The sequence below is a fragment of the Amycolatopsis rifamycinica genome (assembly GCF_000695625.1).
Classification (GTDB): domain Bacteria; phylum Actinomycetota; class Actinomycetes; order Mycobacteriales; family Pseudonocardiaceae; genus Amycolatopsis; species Amycolatopsis rifamycinica.
This window is the reverse complement of sequence record NZ_JMQI01000071.1, coordinates 51,390-66,714: the sequence shown is the minus strand read 5'-3', so window position 1 is coordinate 66,714 and position 15,325 is coordinate 51,390. Positions and strand designations below refer to the sequence as shown.

Annotated in this window: 16 protein-coding genes, 1 tRNA gene and 1 pseudogene; 10 read left to right on the top strand and 8 right to left on the bottom strand. The window is 71.4% G+C overall.

The annotated features are described in order from the left end of the window. Window positions 1-46 precede the first annotated feature (46 nt). Both DV20_RS34755 and DV20_RS34750 read right to left on the bottom strand, forming a co-directional pair. On the bottom strand, window positions 47-559 hold the full coding sequence (locus DV20_RS34755; protein ID WP_043787468.1) for a hypothetical protein: 513 nt from the start codon (window positions 557-559) through the stop codon (window positions 47-49). Window positions 560-624: 65 nt separating this feature from the next. After that, window positions 625-1,515 (bottom strand): hypothetical protein, encoded by an 891-nt coding sequence (locus DV20_RS34750; protein ID WP_152603796.1) that lies wholly within the window; start codon window positions 1,513-1,515, stop codon window positions 625-627. Between the two features lie 111 nt (window positions 1,516-1,626). Between DV20_RS34750 and DV20_RS34745 the strand changes: the two genes are divergently transcribed. Then, window positions 1,627-3,570, top strand: coding sequence for a CHAT domain-containing protein (locus tag DV20_RS34745; protein WP_043787465.1), 1,944 nt, complete (start codon window positions 1,627-1,629; stop codon window positions 3,568-3,570). Window positions 3,571-3,591: 21 nt separating this feature from the next. Then, window positions 3,592-4,104 carry a trypco2 family protein gene (locus tag DV20_RS34740; protein WP_043787464.1) on the top strand — a complete coding sequence of 171 codons (513 nt, stop codon included), beginning with the start codon at window positions 3,592-3,594 and terminating at the stop codon, window positions 4,102-4,104. Window positions 4,105-4,118: 14 nt separating this feature from the next. Here the strand turns inward: DV20_RS34740 and DV20_RS34735 are convergent, their stop codons facing one another. Further along, a complete protein-coding gene (locus DV20_RS34735) occupies window positions 4,119-4,961 on the bottom strand; it encodes a helix-turn-helix domain-containing GNAT family N-acetyltransferase (RefSeq protein WP_043787463.1) in 843 nt (280 codons plus the stop codon). Window positions 4,962-5,060: 99 nt separating this feature from the next. Here DV20_RS34735 and DV20_RS34730 point away from each other — a divergent pair, with 99 nt between their 5' ends. Together DV20_RS34730 and DV20_RS34725 are read left to right on the top strand one after the other, a co-directional pair. After that, entirely contained in the window at window positions 5,061-6,386 is a 1,326-nt protein-coding gene (locus DV20_RS34730; RefSeq protein ID WP_043787462.1) for an NAD(P)-binding domain-containing protein, read from the top strand. Between the two features lie 8 nt (window positions 6,387-6,394). Next, a pseudogene (locus tag DV20_RS34725) lies at window positions 6,395-7,446 on the top strand (MFS transporter). Between the two features lie 16 nt (window positions 7,447-7,462). On the opposite strand, the gene DV20_RS34720 reads toward DV20_RS34725, so the two are convergent. The 3 genes from DV20_RS34720 to DV20_RS34710 all read right to left on the bottom strand — a co-directional run bounded on the left by DV20_RS34720 (window position 7,463) and on the right by DV20_RS34710 (window position 9,396). Further along, window positions 7,463-8,158, bottom strand: a complete 696-nt coding sequence (locus tag DV20_RS34720; RefSeq protein ID WP_235191064.1) for a cation transporter — start codon at window positions 8,156-8,158, stop codon at window positions 7,463-7,465. Beyond that, window positions 8,155-8,484 (bottom strand): Cd(II)/Pb(II)-sensing metalloregulatory transcriptional regulator CmtR, encoded by a 330-nt coding sequence (gene cmtR, locus DV20_RS34715; protein ID WP_043787461.1) that lies wholly within the window; start codon window positions 8,482-8,484, stop codon window positions 8,155-8,157. Before cmtR ends, DV20_RS34720 begins: the two co-directional genes overlap by 4 nt. Window positions 8,485-8,550: 66 nt before the next feature. Next, complete coding sequence (locus DV20_RS34710) at window positions 8,551-9,396, bottom strand: helix-turn-helix domain-containing protein (protein ID WP_051736246.1); 846 nt, start codon at window positions 9,394-9,396, stop codon at window positions 8,551-8,553. A gap of 170 nt (window positions 9,397-9,566) precedes the next feature. Between DV20_RS34710 and DV20_RS34705 the strand changes: the two genes are divergently transcribed. The 6 genes from DV20_RS34705 to DV20_RS34680 all read left to right on the top strand — a co-directional run bounded on the left by DV20_RS34705 (window position 9,567) and on the right by DV20_RS34680 (window position 13,558). Further along, window positions 9,567-10,298: a hypothetical protein gene (locus tag DV20_RS34705; RefSeq protein ID WP_152603795.1), complete on the top strand. Its 732-nt coding sequence runs from the start codon at window positions 9,567-9,569 to the stop codon at window positions 10,296-10,298. Window positions 10,299-10,464: 166 nt separating this feature from the next. Next, the gene (locus tag DV20_RS34700) at window positions 10,465-10,839 is read left to right on the top strand and encodes a YciI family protein (protein ID WP_043787459.1); all 375 of its coding nucleotides are present in this window, start codon (window positions 10,465-10,467) and stop codon (window positions 10,837-10,839) included. Continuing rightward, complete coding sequence (locus tag DV20_RS34695; protein WP_043787458.1) at window positions 10,836-12,062, top strand: RNA polymerase sigma factor; 1,227 nt, start codon at window positions 10,836-10,838, stop codon at window positions 12,060-12,062. Before DV20_RS34700 ends, DV20_RS34695 begins: the two co-directional genes overlap by 4 nt. A 76-nt stretch (window positions 12,063-12,138) precedes the next feature. Next, entirely contained in the window at window positions 12,139-12,621 is a 483-nt protein-coding gene (locus DV20_RS34690; RefSeq protein WP_043787457.1) for an SRPBCC family protein, read from the top strand. Window positions 12,622-12,654: 33 nt separating this feature from the next. Next, window positions 12,655-12,990, top strand: a complete 336-nt coding sequence (locus tag DV20_RS34685) for a hypothetical protein (RefSeq protein ID WP_043787456.1) — start codon at window positions 12,655-12,657, stop codon at window positions 12,988-12,990. After that, complete coding sequence (locus DV20_RS34680; protein ID WP_043787455.1) at window positions 12,977-13,558, top strand: carboxymuconolactone decarboxylase family protein; 582 nt, start codon at window positions 12,977-12,979, stop codon at window positions 13,556-13,558. Before DV20_RS34685 ends, DV20_RS34680 begins: the two co-directional genes overlap by 14 nt. Before the next feature lie 200 nt (window positions 13,559-13,758). Here DV20_RS34680 and DV20_RS34675 read toward each other — a convergent pair. Then, window positions 13,759-13,835: transfer RNA gene (locus DV20_RS34675), tRNA-Leu, on the bottom strand. A gap of 102 nt (window positions 13,836-13,937) precedes the next feature. Then, complete coding sequence (locus tag DV20_RS34670) at window positions 13,938-15,272, bottom strand: NAD(P)/FAD-dependent oxidoreductase (protein ID WP_043787454.1); 1,335 nt, start codon at window positions 15,270-15,272, stop codon at window positions 13,938-13,940. Window positions 15,273-15,325: the final 53 nt, after the last annotated feature.

Genomic DNA, 15,325 nt, shown 5'->3' with positions numbered 1-15,325 from the left:
CGGAAGCACGTGTGCTTCCGGCCCCGAGGGTGCGTGAACTGTGCGGTCAGTGACCCAGCAGGCTGGTCGCCGATCCGACGAGGGAGCCCGGCCCGTTCTGGGTCAGGTTCGGCACTCCGGCCAGCGCCGGCGCCTTCGCCGGGAGCAGTCCCTGGATGTTCGGCAGCAGCTCGCTCAGCAGCGGGATCCCCGCCAGGGGCGTGTCCGCACGCTCGTCCTGGCCCGGGTCCGCGACCGACGCCGAGACGGCCGGGAGAGCCGGCAGTTCGGTGGCCGTGAGCTCGCTGCCCACCGGCGCGTTGAGGTTCGGCTCCGCCAGCTCGTCGACCGCGGTGCTCGGCGACAGCTGGAACAGCGACGCCGGCACCGTGTGCAGCACGGCCGGCGCGAGGGACTCGAGGGCGGGGACGGGACTTTCCTGGACGGCGGGCAGCACCGTGGCGAGGGCCTGGGCCGGGTCCACGCCGGTCGGGGCCGCGGAGGCCGCACCGGTACCCACCGCCAGCAGCCCGCCGCTGATCAGGGCGACCTGCAGGATCCGCTTCACGTAAACGCGCATGACAAATACTCCTCGGTAAAGTGAAAGATTGACGCGATGAAAAGACGGCGGAAGACCGAGGTGTATCAGTCGGGCGTGACGCCGGGCTGAATTTCCGCCGCCGTGACGGCACTGCGGGACACGTCATTTCGGCAGGGCGGCGACTGCGGGCGCTCCGCGGCGAACGGCTGCGCGACGTCACCGCACCCGCGGTCGTAGCCGGACGCGGGACCGGCATTCGCCGAAACCGTGCCGGACGGCAGCCATGACCGGCCGCCGGAATCCTCCGCGCCGCGATCGGCCCGGTGGCCGGCCGGCAGCCGGCCCGCGACCGCGTGCGCGATGACGCGAACCGGGGTCGTCGCCGGGAAGAGCCCGGCGGATCGCTTTCGCGGGACACTGTGCGGTGCGCGCGAGACGTCGTCGGGTCCCGCGGAGTCGAGGAGACCCGCCGGCGCGTGTCCGGCGTGGTCGGGAGAGCCGGCGGCCGGCGTGTCGAGCCCCGTCAGCTCGGTCGCCGCCGCGGCGAACCGCCCGACGGCGGCGACGGTCGCGGAAACCGCGTCCGTCTTCACCAGGTCGGTCAGCCGGGCCGGGTCCGTGGCCGCTCCCGGTAAGGCACGCACCCGGGCAACGGCGGGTGCGGCGGTGTCGCGCGCCATGGGAACGTGCCCGAGCACGGGCGGTTCCGCGTCACCGATGGTGGCCGCGACCGCCGGGACACCGGCCCCGAGCGGCCCGTCCGTGACCTCGGTGACGGTGCTGGCCGACGCGGTGGCCGTCAGCCACGCGAGCGCGCAGGCGGCAGCGGCGCCCCCGGCGACGACCAGCGCGCGCACCAGGAACCGACCGGCCTTCGCCGTGTCGTCTTCCCACCTGGTCACGTTCGCGATCCCGCCTGTTCGCCGGCTTTTCCACCACCGGCGATCAATCTCGCCGATCCGGTTGTTCCACCATAACCACAACCCATTTGCCACGTCCGGATTACCCCGGCTTTCACGCTGCGTAAGAATGACGGTTGTTCACCCGATACCCCGAGGGTGGGGCTTCGCCGTACGATGCCTTCGGGAGCCGACAAGGGGGGCACAGTGCCGGACGACGCCGAAATCGCGGCCGAAGCGTTGGTCCGGAAGGTGACCGCGGACCAGGACGATCCGGCGTTCCTGCGCCTTCTCGGCGAGGCCTCGCCGGGCTCCGAACTCCGGCTCGCCCTCGAGGCCGTGCGCGAGCAGGTCGGTCGCCGGGGGCGGCCGGACGACGACACCCTCCGCCGCCTGGTCAACGCACTGAGGCTGCACTTCAGCTGGGAGACGCTGCCCTTGCGTTCCTACCGGGTGAAGCTTCGACGGCCCGGTCACGAGCCCTCCGAGGAAGGCGAGGAGCAGGACGCCGTCGCGACCCCGGAGTCCGGCCGGCCGGAGCAAGTAACAAGCCCGCCGCCGGCGACGGGCACGCCCCCGTACACAGGGGACTCGGACACGGTGGACTGGATGGGCCCAGGCCCCGAGGAGCACGCAGACCGGCGGCGACGGCCGAAGCGGCGGCCCACCGGGTCGGCTCGCCGCCTCTTCCCGGAGCGGAAGCCGCGGCCGGAGCACGGCGATTCCGCGGCCACCGATCGGTTCCTGATCGCTCACCTACCCGGCCGCGCGCCGCAGTCGGCCGAGGTGAGCCTCGTCGTGCGGATCTCGGAACGGCCGTCGGGCTGGGCGGCCGCTTCGGCGCGGCTCGCCCGGCTCTCCGTCACCGCGGAGGGCGCCAAGGTGTCGATCCTCGTGCAGTGCTCCCCCGGCCTGGCGCCCATCGGCAGCCTGGAGCAGGTGTTGTCCGTCCCGGGCCGGGGCGACTCCGAACCGGTGCGGTTCGCCTTCCACGCCCGGAGTCCCGGCCTGCACCGGGTGCGCGTCATGGCGTTCGCCGGCGGCACCTTCCTCACCGAACTCGAGCTGGAGGTCTCCGTCGAACCCGGTGGCCCGGCCGTCGAGGGCGAGCCGGTGGTGGCCACGCTGGACAAGCTGCGGAGCCGGCCGGGCGAAGTCACCCTGCAGGTGCGGTCCGATGGCGAGCGGACCGTCTTCCAGCTGCTGTCCGACAGCTACCTGTTCGAACCGGTGCTCGCCCAGGCTTCGGCCGGCGACCCCGCGGTGGCGGTGGAACGCACGCTGGACACCCTGAAGCAGCTGGCGGCGGGCCGCGGGGCGTACTCGCCGGCCACCGCCGCGCGGTGGCTGCAGGAAACCGGGATCGGCCTGTGGGAGCAGGTGGTGCCGGGCCTGATCAAGGAGCAGTTCTGGCAGCTGCGTGACCAGATTTCGTCCTTCACCATCGCCACCAGCCACGACGTCGTCCCGTGGGAACTGCTGTACCCCCTGCGGCCGGGCTCGGACCACGGGTTCCTCGTCGAGCAGTTCCCGGTGCTGCGGCGGGTGTTCGGGCAGCAGCGGTGTCACCGGATCTCGATCTCGCCGTGCACCTACGTCCTTTCCGGCCGCTCACCGGCCAACGCGCGCCAGGAGATCGACGCGCTCAGCGCGGTGCTCGGCGCCGCGGGGGTCGTCGACGAGCTCGACGCCCTGCTCGACCTGCTGGCCTCCGGCCGCTGCGGACCGCTGCACTTCGCCTGCCACAACAGTTTTTCCCCCCAGGCAGGCTCGGCGATCGAGATGAACGGCGGTCCGTTCGTGCCGGCCCTGCTGAACAGCGCGACCGTGCGGAACTCGCTCGCGGCGCAGAGCCCGCTGGTCTTCCTCAACGCCTGCCGCACGGCCGGCAGCGTCCCGGAGTACACCCGGATGGTCGGCTGGGCGCAGCAGTTCATGGCCGCCGGCGCCGGGGCCTTCGTCGGGACGCTATGGCCGGTCCGCAGCGACAGCGCCGGCGCGTTCGCCGAACTCTTCTACGGCTTCCTGCAGGCCGGCGAGCCGCTCGGCCGAGCCACCCTGCTCGCCCGGCAGACGGTGGTCCGGGAACAGCCGGACCCCACCTGGCTCGCCTACACCGTCTACGGCGACCCGCACGCCCGCACCCACTGACCACGGAGGAACCGCCCGACCATGGAAATCACCGACACCGGGGTGTCCGTCGACAGCCTGATCGACGCGGTCAAGGCGGCCGTGAAGGAAGCGGGCATCTCGGCCGGCGACGCCGGCCGGGCGCTGCGGGTCGTCTCGATCCAGCTGAACCTCAACGCGGTGGCGACCACGACCGCGGGCGCCAAGCTGGAGTTCAAGATCCCGTTCATCGGCATGAACGTGAAGCTCGGCGGCGCGTCGACCACGAAGAACACCCACACCATCGACGTCACCCTGGTGCCCCCGGACCTCGCGCCGGGGCACGAAATCCGCGACGGCGGCGTGGACGCGGTGCTCGTCGAAGCCATCGAGACCATCCTCGCCCTGGTCGACCGCGCGGCCGGCGGGGACGACCCGTTCGTGCTCAAGGAAAGCACGGTCGAGCTCAGCTTCGCGATCACCGAAACGGGCTCGATCTCCCTCGGCGTCGACCGCGACGCCGCCGACGAGGTGACGCACAAGCTGAAGATCACCCTGGGGGCGGTCGCCCGCTGAGCGTTCCGGCGGCCTCAGCGCACCGGGCTGCGGCGTTCCAGGAACACGGTGTCGTGCCAGACGCCGTCGCGCTGGGCGATGCGTTCGCGGACGCCGAGGGTGCGGTAGCCGGCGGTGCGGTGCAGCGCGATCGACGCCCGGTTCTCGTTGAAGATCGAGGTTTGCAGCGTCCACAGACCGTCTGCGTCGGCCTCGGTGACCTGCTTGTGGATCAGCGCCTTGCCGACGCCGCGGCCGCGGTGGCCGTCGGCGACGTAGATCGACGTCTCGGCGACGCCGGCGTAGCACTCGCGGCTGGAGACCGGCGCGGCGGCGGCCCAGCCCACCACCCGGCCGTCGATCTCGGCGACCCAGCGGTGCCCGGGCAGCCACTTCGCGTGCAGGTCCTCGCGGCTGGGCACCTCGGTCTCGAAGGTGGCGATGCCGGTGGCCATGCCTTCGCCGTAGATCCGGCGGACCGCGGCCCAGTCCCCGCGGCGCAGCGGGCGGACGGTGACGTCCTCGGGCAGGTTGTCCGGGCAGCACGGGCGCGGCGCCAGCATCCCCATGACGGCGTCGGCGGCGTGCGGGAGGCCGGTGCAGCAGGCCGGGTTGACCGAGACGACCGTGGCGGTGCCGCGCTTGCGCAGGTGCAGGAAGCCGACGTCGGCGAGCTTGCGCACGTGGTGGGAGACCGTGGGCTGGCTGATCCCCATGATCTCGGTCAGCCCGCCGATGGTCAGCTCCCGGCCCGCCGTGGCGACGGTGTGCAGGATCTTCACCCGCATCGGCTCGGCCAGGCAGGAGAACCACTCCGCGTAGGTCGCGGCCTCGGCGTCCGGGAGCACCGGCGTCGTGAGCGGGAGCGTCGTCGTCATGGCCGACAGTATCGACCGTCATCGATGGTTGCGTCAATCGATGGCGGTCGATACATTGCCCGGCATTGATAGAGCGTCATCGATGAAGGGTGGGCCGGGATGAGCGAGTTGCCTGTCGTGGTGGTCGGCGCGGGGCCGGTGGGGCTGGCCGCGGCCGCGCAGCTGCGGGAACGCCGTCTGCGGCCGCTGGTGCTGGAGCGCGGCGAACGGGCCGGCGCGGCCGTGGCGGAGTGGCACCACGTCCGCCTGTTCTCGCCGTGGTCGGAGCTGGTGGACGCGGCGGCCGCGCGGCTGCTCGAGCCGACGGGCTGGACGCGGCCCGACGCGGGCAGCTACCCGACGGGCGCGGAATGGGCGGAGCGCTACCTGCGGCCGCTGGCCGAAGCCCTCGGCGGCCAAGTGCGGTTCGGCGCCGAGGTCATCGGCGTGGCGCGGCGCGGCCGGGACCGGATCGTCGACAGCGGCCGCGACGGTGAGCCCTTCTCCGTGCACGTCCGCACCATCGACGGCGCCGAGGAGCGGGTCCTGGCCCAGGCGGTGATCGACGCCTCCGGCACCTGGCCGGCGCCGAACCCGCTCGGCGGCGAAGGCCTGCCCGCGATCGGCGAACGCGCCGCCGCGGACCGGATCGCCTACCGCGTCCCGGATTTCGCCACCGAGAAGCCGCGCTACGCGGGCAAGCACGTGGTGATCGCGGGCAGCGGGCATTCGGCGTTGACCGCGCTGGTCGCGCTGGCCGGCCTCGGCGAGCCCGGAACGCGGATCAGCTGGGTGCTGCGCCGCGGCGGGATCGGCAACACCTTCGGCGGCGGCGAAGCCGACCAGCTGCCCGCCCGCGGCGCGCTCGGCCTGCGCGCCAAGGAAGCCGTCGACGCCGGCCTCGTCACGGTCGTGACCGGGTTCCGCACCGAGGCCGTCGAGCGCGCCGGCGACGGGCGCCTCGCGCTGGTGTCGGCGGACGGCGCCCGCATCGAGGCGGTCGACGAGGTGATCGCGCTGACCGGGTTCCGGCCGGAGCTGTCGTGGCTGTCGGAGATCCGGCTGGAGCTGGACCCGACGCTGCAGGCACCGGTCGCGCTGGCGCCGCTGGTCGACCCGAACGTGCACTCCTGCGGCACCGTCTACCCGCACGGCGTGAAGGAGCTGTCGCACCCGGAGCAGAACTTCTACCTGGCCGGGATGAAGAGCTACGGCCGCGCGCCGACGTTCCTGGCCCAGACCGGTTACGAGCAAGTCCGCAGCATCGCCGCCGCACTGGCCGGCGACCACGAGGCCGCCGCCCGGGTCGAGCTGATCATGGCCGAAACCGGGGTCTGCGGCGGCGCCGGCCTGTTCGACGAGCCCGGCAGCGGCGCCTCGGGCTGCTGCGGCCCGGCCGAGCCGGAGACGTTGACGCTGTCCGCGCCGCCCGCCGTGTCCCGCTGATCCGGATCATGGGCATCGCGGCGCAGTCCCTGAGCAGGTCGGGACTGCGCCGGGTGCTCGCGGTCCTGTGCGTCACCCAGATCACCAGCTGGGGAATCCTGTACTACGCGTTCCCGGTGCTCGCGCCGGACATCGCGCGGGCGACGGGGTGGCCGACGACGGCGGTGGTCGCGGCGCTGTCCGGTGCGCAGCTCGTCACCGCGGTGGCGGGGATCCCGGTCGGACGGTGGCTCGACCGGCGGGGGCCCCGCGCGGTGATGACCACCGGCTCGGTGCTCGGTGTCCTGTCCGTCGTCGCGGTGGCGACCGCGCCGGACCTCGCCTGGTTCGTCGCCGCGTGGGCGGTGACCGGCGCGGCGATGAGCGGAGTGCTCTACGCGCCGGCGTTCGCGGCGCTGACCCGTTGGTACGGGCCTCGCCGGGTGCCCGCGCTGACGGTCCTCACCCTGGCCGGCGGGCTGGCGAGCACGGTGTTCGCCCCGGTGACCGCACTGCTGGCCGCCCACCTGGACTGGCGCCACACCTACCTGGTGCTGGCCGTCGTCCTGGCGGCGATCACCATCCCGTTGCACGCGTGGGGCTTGCGAGGGCCGTGGCCGGACGCCGAGCCGGCCGGTCACACCGAGCACGCCGACCCGCGGCGGATCGCGCGCAGCGGCGCGTTCTTGGTGCTGGTGATCGCGTTGAGCCTGACGACGTTCTCGGCGTTCGCGGCGGCGCGGGGCAGGTGCTGGGCCGGCTCGGCTACGCAACGCTGTCGCGGCGCACCGGCGTCCGCGCCCGCACCGCGGCTGTCGTGGCCGGGATGGCCCGCGGGGTCTTCACCCTGTTGCAGTCCACCGCGATCACCGACCGCTGGGGCGCGGTCCACTATGGACGGCTCAACGGCCTGCTGGCCGCACCGATGACCATCACCATGGCCCTCGTCCCGTTCGGGGGCGCCGCGTTGGCCGGCGTGCTCGGCGGCTACGCCCACGCCTGCCTCGTCCTCGCCGCGGTCACCATCGCGGCCGCCGCCCTGGCCACGGCCAGCCGGCCACCTTCCGGGCGGACCTCGTGACCGGCCACGACGCGGTTCAGCAGCAGTGCTCGCCGCGCCAGGCTTCCCGGCCTTCCTTCACCGCGACCGCGGCGATGGCGAGCGCGACGACCGGGTCGGCCCACGACCAGCCGAACAGCGCGTTCAGCAGCAACCCGGCCAGCAGGACGCCGGAGAGGTAGGTGCACAGCAGCGTCTGCTTGGAGTCCGCGACCGCACTCGCCGACCCCAGCTCCCGGCCGGCGCGGCGCTGCGCGTACGACAGGAACGGCATCACCACCAGCGACACCGCGGCGAGCACGATCCCCGCCGTCGAGTGTTCCGCCGGCTCCGCACCGAACAGCGACCGCACCGACTCGGCCGTGACGTAGGCGGCCAACGCGAAGAACGACACGGCGATCACCTTCAACGCCGTCCGTTCCCGGGCTTCCGGGTCCTTGCCGGAGAACTGCCACGCCACCGCGGCCGCGGAGGCGACCTCGATCACCGAATCCAGCCCGAACCCGATCAGCGCCGTGGACGACGCCGCCGAGCCGGCCGAGAGCGCGATGACCGCCTCGACGACGTTGTAGGTGATGGTCGCGCCGACCAGCAGCCGCACCCGGCGGGACAGCACGGCCCGCCGCTGCGCATCGGCCGTCGCCGGCGCGCAGCAGCCGTCGGCGCAGCCGTCCTGCGCGTCGGCCGAGGTCGTCAACGGCAACTCGGCGCTCCTGCCGGCGTCCCCGCTCATCGGCCCGGCTCGCCGTCCACGCACGGCTGGGCGGTGTCGACGGCGAGCACCACCTGCGCGAGTTCGCTCAGCGCGCGGGCCAGGTGCGCGTCCGCCAGTTCGTAGCGGACCTGGCGCCCCTCGTACGTCGCCACGACCAGGCCGCAGCCGCGCAAGCACGCCAGGTGGTTCGACACGTTCGAGCGGGTCAGCCCCAGTTCCGTCGCGAGCTGACCGGGGTAGCTCACGCCGTCCAGCAGCGAAACCAGGATCCTGCAGCGGGTCGGGTCGGCCAGTGCGCGGCCGAGCCGGGCCAGCGCCGCGCCCCGCGTTTCACAGGTCAGCATGGATCGGACAGTACAGCGGACGCTGTACTGTCCGCCACCGCCGTCGTCCGCCGGCAGGCGGTGCTCCTAGGCGAGGAACGGAGCGTCGAACCCCACGTAGATCTCACGCTCCGCGTCGTCGAAGCGAAGCAGCTCAGTCGGGTTGCAGCCGAGCAGGGCGCGGAAATCGCGGTTGAGGTGCGGCTGATCCGCGTAGCCGCATGCCGCGGCGACTTCACACCACCGGGCCGGCTCCGGGCCGGACACCAGGTCGATCGCCCGGTGCAGCCGGATGATCCGGCCGACGGTCTTCGGCGACAAGCCGATCTCGCGACGGAACCGGAAGTTCAGGTGTTGCCGCGTCCACCCGACCTGATCGGCCAGGTCGCCGATCTTCACCCTCCCCGCCGCCTGGGTCATCAGCTGCCAGGCGGCCTGCACCTCCGGCGGCAACGGCGGACCGGCCGGCATCCAGCGGGACAGCCAGAAGTCGAGAACGCGAAACCGCTCCGGCCAGCTGCGGGCCTCCCAGAGCTGTTCCGCGAGGAGGTCGGCCCGCCTGCCGAGCAGATCGGCCAGGCCGACACTCGTGTTCGCGAGCACATCGAGCGGCCGGCCGAACAAGGCACGGGCGCCCAGCGGTGTCAGTTCGACGATGACGCACCGCTCCCGGCCGATCGCCGCGTGAGCCTGCGGCCGGTCGATGAGCCCGCTGACCGGTGAAACCGCGGCCGGAACCACCGATCCCGGGACACGTCGCCGCACCGCGGGATCGAGATCGATGACGATGACGGGATAATTGACGGCCGCCACCCGGCGCAGGATCGGCCGGACGGAATAACAGTCCTGTGCCAAATAGCCGTTGACCCACCTGGCGAGCCGCCGATTCGGCCGTCGAGCGGTGAAGAACTTGTAGTCGGCTTCGCTTCCCATGCCGCCCCCCTCGCGACTTCCGGCCCTTGATGATAGCCCCGCCGGCACCTCGGACAGCTTCCATTTTTCCAAGCGTCGCCTTACCGATCCCGGCTACCTTCGTCTCCCGGAGGGGGGTTGACCCTCCCTGTTTCGAAACTCGATGTCCAACAGGGGAAACAATTATGAGAATGCTACGCGCGACAATGTCGGTGATCGTCGCACTGTTCGCTCTGAGCGTCAGCGGGACTGCCGCGGCGGCAACGACGAACGAGCCCGCGGCCACCAACCTGTTCGGCGGTAACTCTTTCCTCGAAATCAACGACGCCGGTCTCCTCGTGCGCTGGGATCGCACCGGATCCACCTACGCGAGGAACGTGATCGGATCCGGCTGGGGCGACACCCGGCTCATCACCGGGACGGCGGATACCCAGTTGCTCCAGCTGAGGTGGGACGACAACCTGCTCGAGTGGTTCATCCCACCGGGCAGCGTGCGGCCGATCAGCGCGGGCTGGGGTGCCACCCGGCTGAACACCGGCCTCGACAATTCCAACTTCCTGGAGATCAAGACGAACGGCGACCTGATCCGGTGGACCGTGAACGCCACCGGCCAGGTCTGGTCGCCGGTCAAGATCGGCAACGGCTGGGACAACACCAGGCTCATCATCGGCCTGAACAGCACAACCTTCCTCGAGGTCACGAAGGCCGGCGACCTGGTCAGGTGGACGATCACGGCCAACGTCCCGAGCAGGCAGTTCATCGGCGCCGGGTGGGGCAACGCCCGGCTTCTCGCCGGAGTCAACGGCACCCGATTCGTCGAGGTGACCGACAGCGGCGACCTCATCGAGTGGAACGCGGCCGGCAACACCTACGTGGGCTCCCGTGCCGGTCAAGGCTGGCAACCCGCGCGACTGCTCGGCTAACGCCCTACGCCGCGGGCGGAGCGGACCACCGGCCGTTCCGCCCGCGGTCTTCGCCATCGACCGGACACGCCGGCGTCACCACGTGAAGAGACGTGTGGTGTCGAGTTCCGGGCGTTCCGTTCGTCATCCTGTTCACACACACCCGAGTCACCGACCTGGAGGACACGTGCAGTACATGCTGCTGATCTACAACTGCGACCGTCCCGAACCCGGCGACCCGGCCTTTCCCGAGGCGTTGGCCAGGGTCAACGCCTTCGCCGAGGAATGCCGCCGACGCGGCGCGTTCGTCTCCGGCCACCCGCTCCAGGGCGAGCACACGGCCACCACCGTCAGCGTCCGCGACGGCAAGACGCTGATCACCGACGGCCCGTTCCCCGAAACCCACGAGCACCTCGGCGGTACCTACGTCCTGGACTGCCGCAACCTCGACGAAGCCCTCGAACTGGCCGCGCTCTGCCCGATGGCCGCCGACGGCACGATCGAGGTCCGGCCGATCGCCGGGGTCCCCGACCTCGACCACCGCCCGTCGACGGGCGCATGACGGCCGCGACCGTCCTGTCGGAGACCTACCGCGAGCACCGCACGAAGATGCTCGCCGCCCTGGTCCGCGCGCTGGGCGACTTCGAACTCGCCGAAGACGCGCTGCAGGACGCCTGCGCACTCGCCCTGCGCACCTGGGACGACCGGCCACCCGACGACCCGGTCGCCTGGCTGCTGACCGCGGCCCGCAACACCGCCATCGACCGGCTTCGGCGGGCCCGCACCGGCCGGACCAAGCTCGCCCAGCTCGCGAACCAGCCAGAGGCGGCACCCGTGAACGTCGACGAAGAACGCCTGCTCAGCGTCGGCGACGAGCGGCTCAGCCTCCTCTTCACCTGCTGCCATCCGGCCTTGGCCGAGGAAGCGCGGGTCGCCCTCACGCTGCAGGCCGTAGCCGGCCTGACCGCCGGGCAGATCGCCCGGACCTTCCTGATCGCCGAGCCGGCGCTGGCCCAGCGGCTCGTCCGCGCCAAGCGCAAGATCCGCGACGCGGGCATCAGCCTCGACGTTCCCGCCGACCACCTGCTGCCCGAGCGGCTCTCCGGCGTCCTCGCGGTGATCTACCTGATCTTCACCCGCGGCTACACCGCCGGCGGCGACCAGCCGGAGTACCGCGAGCTGCAGCAGGAGGCGATCCGCCTCGCCAAGCTCGTCGCCACCCTCATGCCCGACGAACCGGAGGCCCTCGCCCTGGTCGCGCTGCTGCTGGTCCACCACTCGCGCTCAGCCGCGCGCTACACGCCGGCCGGGGACTTGGTCCTGCTCGAAGACCAGGACCGGTCGCTGTGGGACCGCGCCGAAATCGCCGAAGCCGTCCGGCTGCTGGACCGGGCCCTGCGGTTCGGGACGTCCGGCCCCTACCTGCTGCAGGCGACCATCGCGGTCCTGCACGCCCAGGCACCGACGGCCGGGGAAACGAACTGGTCCGCGATCGCCGCGGTGTACGAGCAGCTGCTCGCCGTGACGCCGTCTCCGGTGGTCGCGCTCAACCACGCCGTCGCGGTCGCCATGGCCACCACTCCTGAGGAAGGGCTGGCCCTGATCGACCGGATCGAGGGCCTCGACGGCTACCACCTGCTGCACGCCGCCCGCGCCGACCTCCTGCGCCGCCTCGGCCACACCGGCCACGCGGTCGCGGCGTACCGGCGCGCTCACGAGCTCGCCACCAACCCCGCCGACCAGCGCTACCTCGCCGGCCGCATCCACGAACTCGAAACCTCATGAGATGAGCTGTCGAGAAGCCGAGCGGCCGTTCGTCCTCTGGTGCGTCAACCGACGACTCACCGAAAGGACCCATCCCATGAGCAGCACTTCACGAGCCGCGACCTCGGTTCAGGCCGACATCGTCGTCGATGTGCCCCAGGAGCACGCCTTCCGCCTGTTCACCGAGCGGTTCGACGAGGTCAAGCCACGTGAGCACAACCTGCTCGCGGTACCGATCGAGCGGACCGTGCTGGAGCCCCGGGCCGGCGGCACGGTGTATGACGTCGGCACCGACGGCAGCCGCTGCACCTGGGCGCGGGTGCTTGCGTATGAGCCGTCGGAGCGGCTGGTCCTCAGCTGGGACATCAGCCCGCGCTGGCAGCTGGAGTCCGACCCCGGCCACACCAGCGACGTGGAGATCCGGTTCACCTCCGACGGTGCCGAGCGCACCCGCGTCGCACTCGAACACCGGCACCTCGACCGCCACGGCGAAGGCTGGGAAAGCTTCACCAGCCTCGGCGCCGGCTCCGGGTGGCCGCTCTACCTCGACCGGTTCCGCACCGCGACGCAACGGGGCTGAAGCGGATACCGTCCCAGCAGCGGAAAGGCCCCCATGAGCACAGACGACTCGCACCACCGCCACCACGCGGAAACGTTGCGCGCGGCGATGGCCGGCGAAACCGGAATCACCGAAGCGGCGCTACGGACCGCGGCAGCAGCCCGCGCGGCGGGCGGTCCGCCCATCGCCGAACCGTACGACGAGCTGGCCCGGCAGATCGGTGCCGCCTCCTACCGGGTCACGGACGCCGAGGTCGACGCCGTCCGCCAGGCGACCGGCAGCGACAAGGCAGCCTTCGAGATCGTCATGTCCGCCAGCATCGGCGCGGGCCTGGCCCGGTGGGACGCCGCCGCCCGGGTGATAGCGGAGGCGACGGATGCGCCTGCCTGAAATCGAACGCGGCGACGGTCTCCGCACCAGGATGCTGATCCGGGTGATCTCCCTGGCGCTGGGCGCGCGTCTCCCGGACGCCGCCCGGGTTGCCTTCTACCACAAGGGCTTCGTCGGGACAGCGCTCGGCGCGTGGACGCAAGCCGCGATGCGCGGACCGAGCGAATGGTCCGTGGCGGAGCGGGAACTGATGGCCGCGATGGTCGCCAAGTGGAACTCCTGTCCCTTCTGCGTCGGAGCACACCGGGCGATCGCCGTACGCGGGATGGACAAGCCGGTGGCCGACGCGGCCCTCGCCGACTATCACACCGCGCCGATACCGGGTCCCCTGCGCGCCACGCTCGCCGTGCTGGAAACGATCACCGTCCACCCTGGCGAACTGCGGGGCGACCAAGTCCGAGCGGCGCTGGCCGCAGGCGCCACCCGACAACAGCTCGAGGACGCGGTGGCGGTCGCAGCTGTGTTCAACATCGTCACCCGCTACGCCAACGCCCTGGACTTCACCATCCCGACCGACGCCGAGTTCGACAAGGCCGCGGGCATGCTGCTCAAGCGCGGCTACGCCTGACCTGCAGGTCGTCGGCGAATCAGCCTGATCGCGCCGCCCGGGTGCCCAGGGTTCTTCCAAGGGCTGTCGCCAATAGCCGATGTCAGCGAGAATTCTCTGAATTGGCTGACAGTAGGTAAATCCCTGCGCAGCGTCTTCGACCGGCCAGTGACCTCAAGCGTGCCGGTCAGATCGAGCTGCTCAGGAGATGATGGTCTGCGTGGTGCCCCCGACGGGACTCGAACCCGCACTGAATCGATTTTAAGTCGACTGCCTCTGCCGGTTGGGCTACGGGGGCACCGCACACTCTAGGCGATACCCGCTCCCCACCGGCAGCTTGTCCCGGAAAGCCGAAAGCCCCCAGCCGCAACGGCCAGGGGCGTCGACAGGGGAACCCGCGTCAGGACTTGGAAACCCGCGCGAACTCGTCCTTCGGGTTGTTGATCTGCCCGAGCGAGATCACCTCACGCCGGAACAGACCGCCCAGGATCCAGTCGAACAGGATGCGGATTCGGCGGTTCCAGGTCGGCATCGCCTTCAGGTGGTAGGCGCGGTGGAACAGCCAGGCCGGGAAGCCCTTGATCTTCAGGTTCAGCGCGTCCGCGACGCCCTTGTGGAGGCCCAGGCTCGCCACCGCGCCGAGGTTCTTGTGGAAGTAGTCCTTCGGCTTGCCGCCGCGCAACACCTTGATGATGTTCTTGGCCAGGAGGCGGGCCTGGCGGACCGCGTGCTGCGCGTTCGGCGGGCACGTCGCCGTCGGGTCCTCTTCCGTGCGGGACAGGTCCGGGATCGCCGCGTTGTCGCCCGCCGTCCAGACGTCCGGGTGGCCCACCACCTGCATCGCCGCCGTGGCCTCCAGGCGGCCTCGCTTGTCGACCGGGAGGTCGGACTGGGCGACCACCGGGTTGGCCTTCACGCCCGCCGTCCAGATGATCGTGTCCGTGTCGAACTCCGTGCCGTCCGACAGCACCACGTGGCCGTTCTCGAACGACTTCGCCGCCGTCGACAGGTAGACCTCGATGCCGCGCTTCTCCAGCTGCTCCACCGTGTACACGCCGAGGGTCTCGCGGACCTCGGGCAGGATGCGGCCGGCCGCCTCGACGAGCACCCAGCGGATGTCGGAGACCTTGATGTTCGGGTAGTAGTTCTCCACCGCGAAGCGGGTCATGTCCTCGAGCTCGGCCAGCGCCTCGATGCCGGCGAAGCCGCCGCCGACCACCGTGAACGTCAGCAGGCGCTTGCGCAGCTCGGGGTCGAGCGTGCTGGCCGCCTCGTCGAGCTTGGTCATGATGTGGTTGCGCAGGTAGATCGCCTCGCCGATGGTTTTGAAGGCGATGCCCTCCTCGACCAGGCCCGGGATCGGCAGGATGCGCGCGACGGCGCCCAGCGCGACGACCAGGATGTCGTAGCCCAGCTGCTCGATGTGGCCGTCGGCCGCCTCGACCGTGACGGACTTCTTCTCGTTCTCGATCTTGGTGACGCGCGCGGTCAGCACGTGGCAGCGCTTGAGCACCCGCCGCAGCGGCACGACGACGTGCCGGGGCTCGATCGCGCCGGCCGCGGCCTCCGGGAGGAACGGCGCGTAGGTCATGTGGGGCTGCGGGTCAACGACGGTCACGGAGGCCTCGTTGGCCCGAAGCATCTTCTGGAGGCCGTACGCCGTGTAGAGCCCGACGTACCCACCACCGAGGACGAGGATCCGAGTCGGTTCCGACTTCGACTTCGCAGCAGCCATGTCCTCATGGTGACACCTTCGCCGCGACCTCGCTCGGGGGCCCCATCCGGCTG

Excerpts from the sequence above, each read along its gene's own strand:
- DV20_RS34755 (WP_043787468.1), bottom strand. The coding sequence starts at position 559 with ATGCGCGTTTACGTGAAGCGGATCCTGCAGGTCGCCCTGATCAGCGGC.
- DV20_RS34740 (WP_043787464.1), top strand. The coding sequence starts at position 3,592 with ATGGAAATCACCGACACCGGGGTGTCCGTCGACAGCCTGATCGACGCG.
- DV20_RS34735 (WP_043787463.1), bottom strand. The coding sequence starts at position 4,961 with ATGACGACGACGCTCCCGCTCACGACGCCGGTGCTCCCGGACGCCGAG.
- DV20_RS34730 (WP_043787462.1), top strand. The coding sequence starts at position 5,061 with ATGAGCGAGTTGCCTGTCGTGGTGGTCGGCGCGGGGCCGGTGGGGCTG.
- DV20_RS34720 (WP_235191064.1), bottom strand. The coding sequence starts at position 8,158 with ATGAGCGGGGACGCCGGCAGGAGCGCCGAGTTGCCGTTGACGACCTCG.
- cmtR (WP_043787461.1), bottom strand. The coding sequence starts at position 8,484 with ATGCTGACCTGTGAAACGCGGGGCGCGGCGCTGGCCCGGCTCGGCCGC.
- DV20_RS34710 (WP_051736246.1), bottom strand. The coding sequence starts at position 9,396 with ATGGGAAGCGAAGCCGACTACAAGTTCTTCACCGCTCGACGGCCGAAT.
- DV20_RS34705 (WP_152603795.1), top strand. The coding sequence starts at position 9,567 with ATGCTACGCGCGACAATGTCGGTGATCGTCGCACTGTTCGCTCTGAGC.
- DV20_RS34695 (WP_043787458.1), top strand. The coding sequence starts at position 10,836 with ATGACGGCCGCGACCGTCCTGTCGGAGACCTACCGCGAGCACCGCACG.
- DV20_RS34690 (WP_043787457.1), top strand. The coding sequence starts at position 12,139 with ATGAGCAGCACTTCACGAGCCGCGACCTCGGTTCAGGCCGACATCGTC.
- DV20_RS34685 (WP_043787456.1), top strand. The coding sequence starts at position 12,655 with ATGAGCACAGACGACTCGCACCACCGCCACCACGCGGAAACGTTGCGC.
- DV20_RS34680 (WP_043787455.1), top strand. The coding sequence starts at position 12,977 with ATGCGCCTGCCTGAAATCGAACGCGGCGACGGTCTCCGCACCAGGATG.
- DV20_RS34670 (WP_043787454.1), bottom strand. The coding sequence starts at position 15,272 with ATGGCTGCTGCGAAGTCGAAGTCGGAACCGACTCGGATCCTCGTCCTC.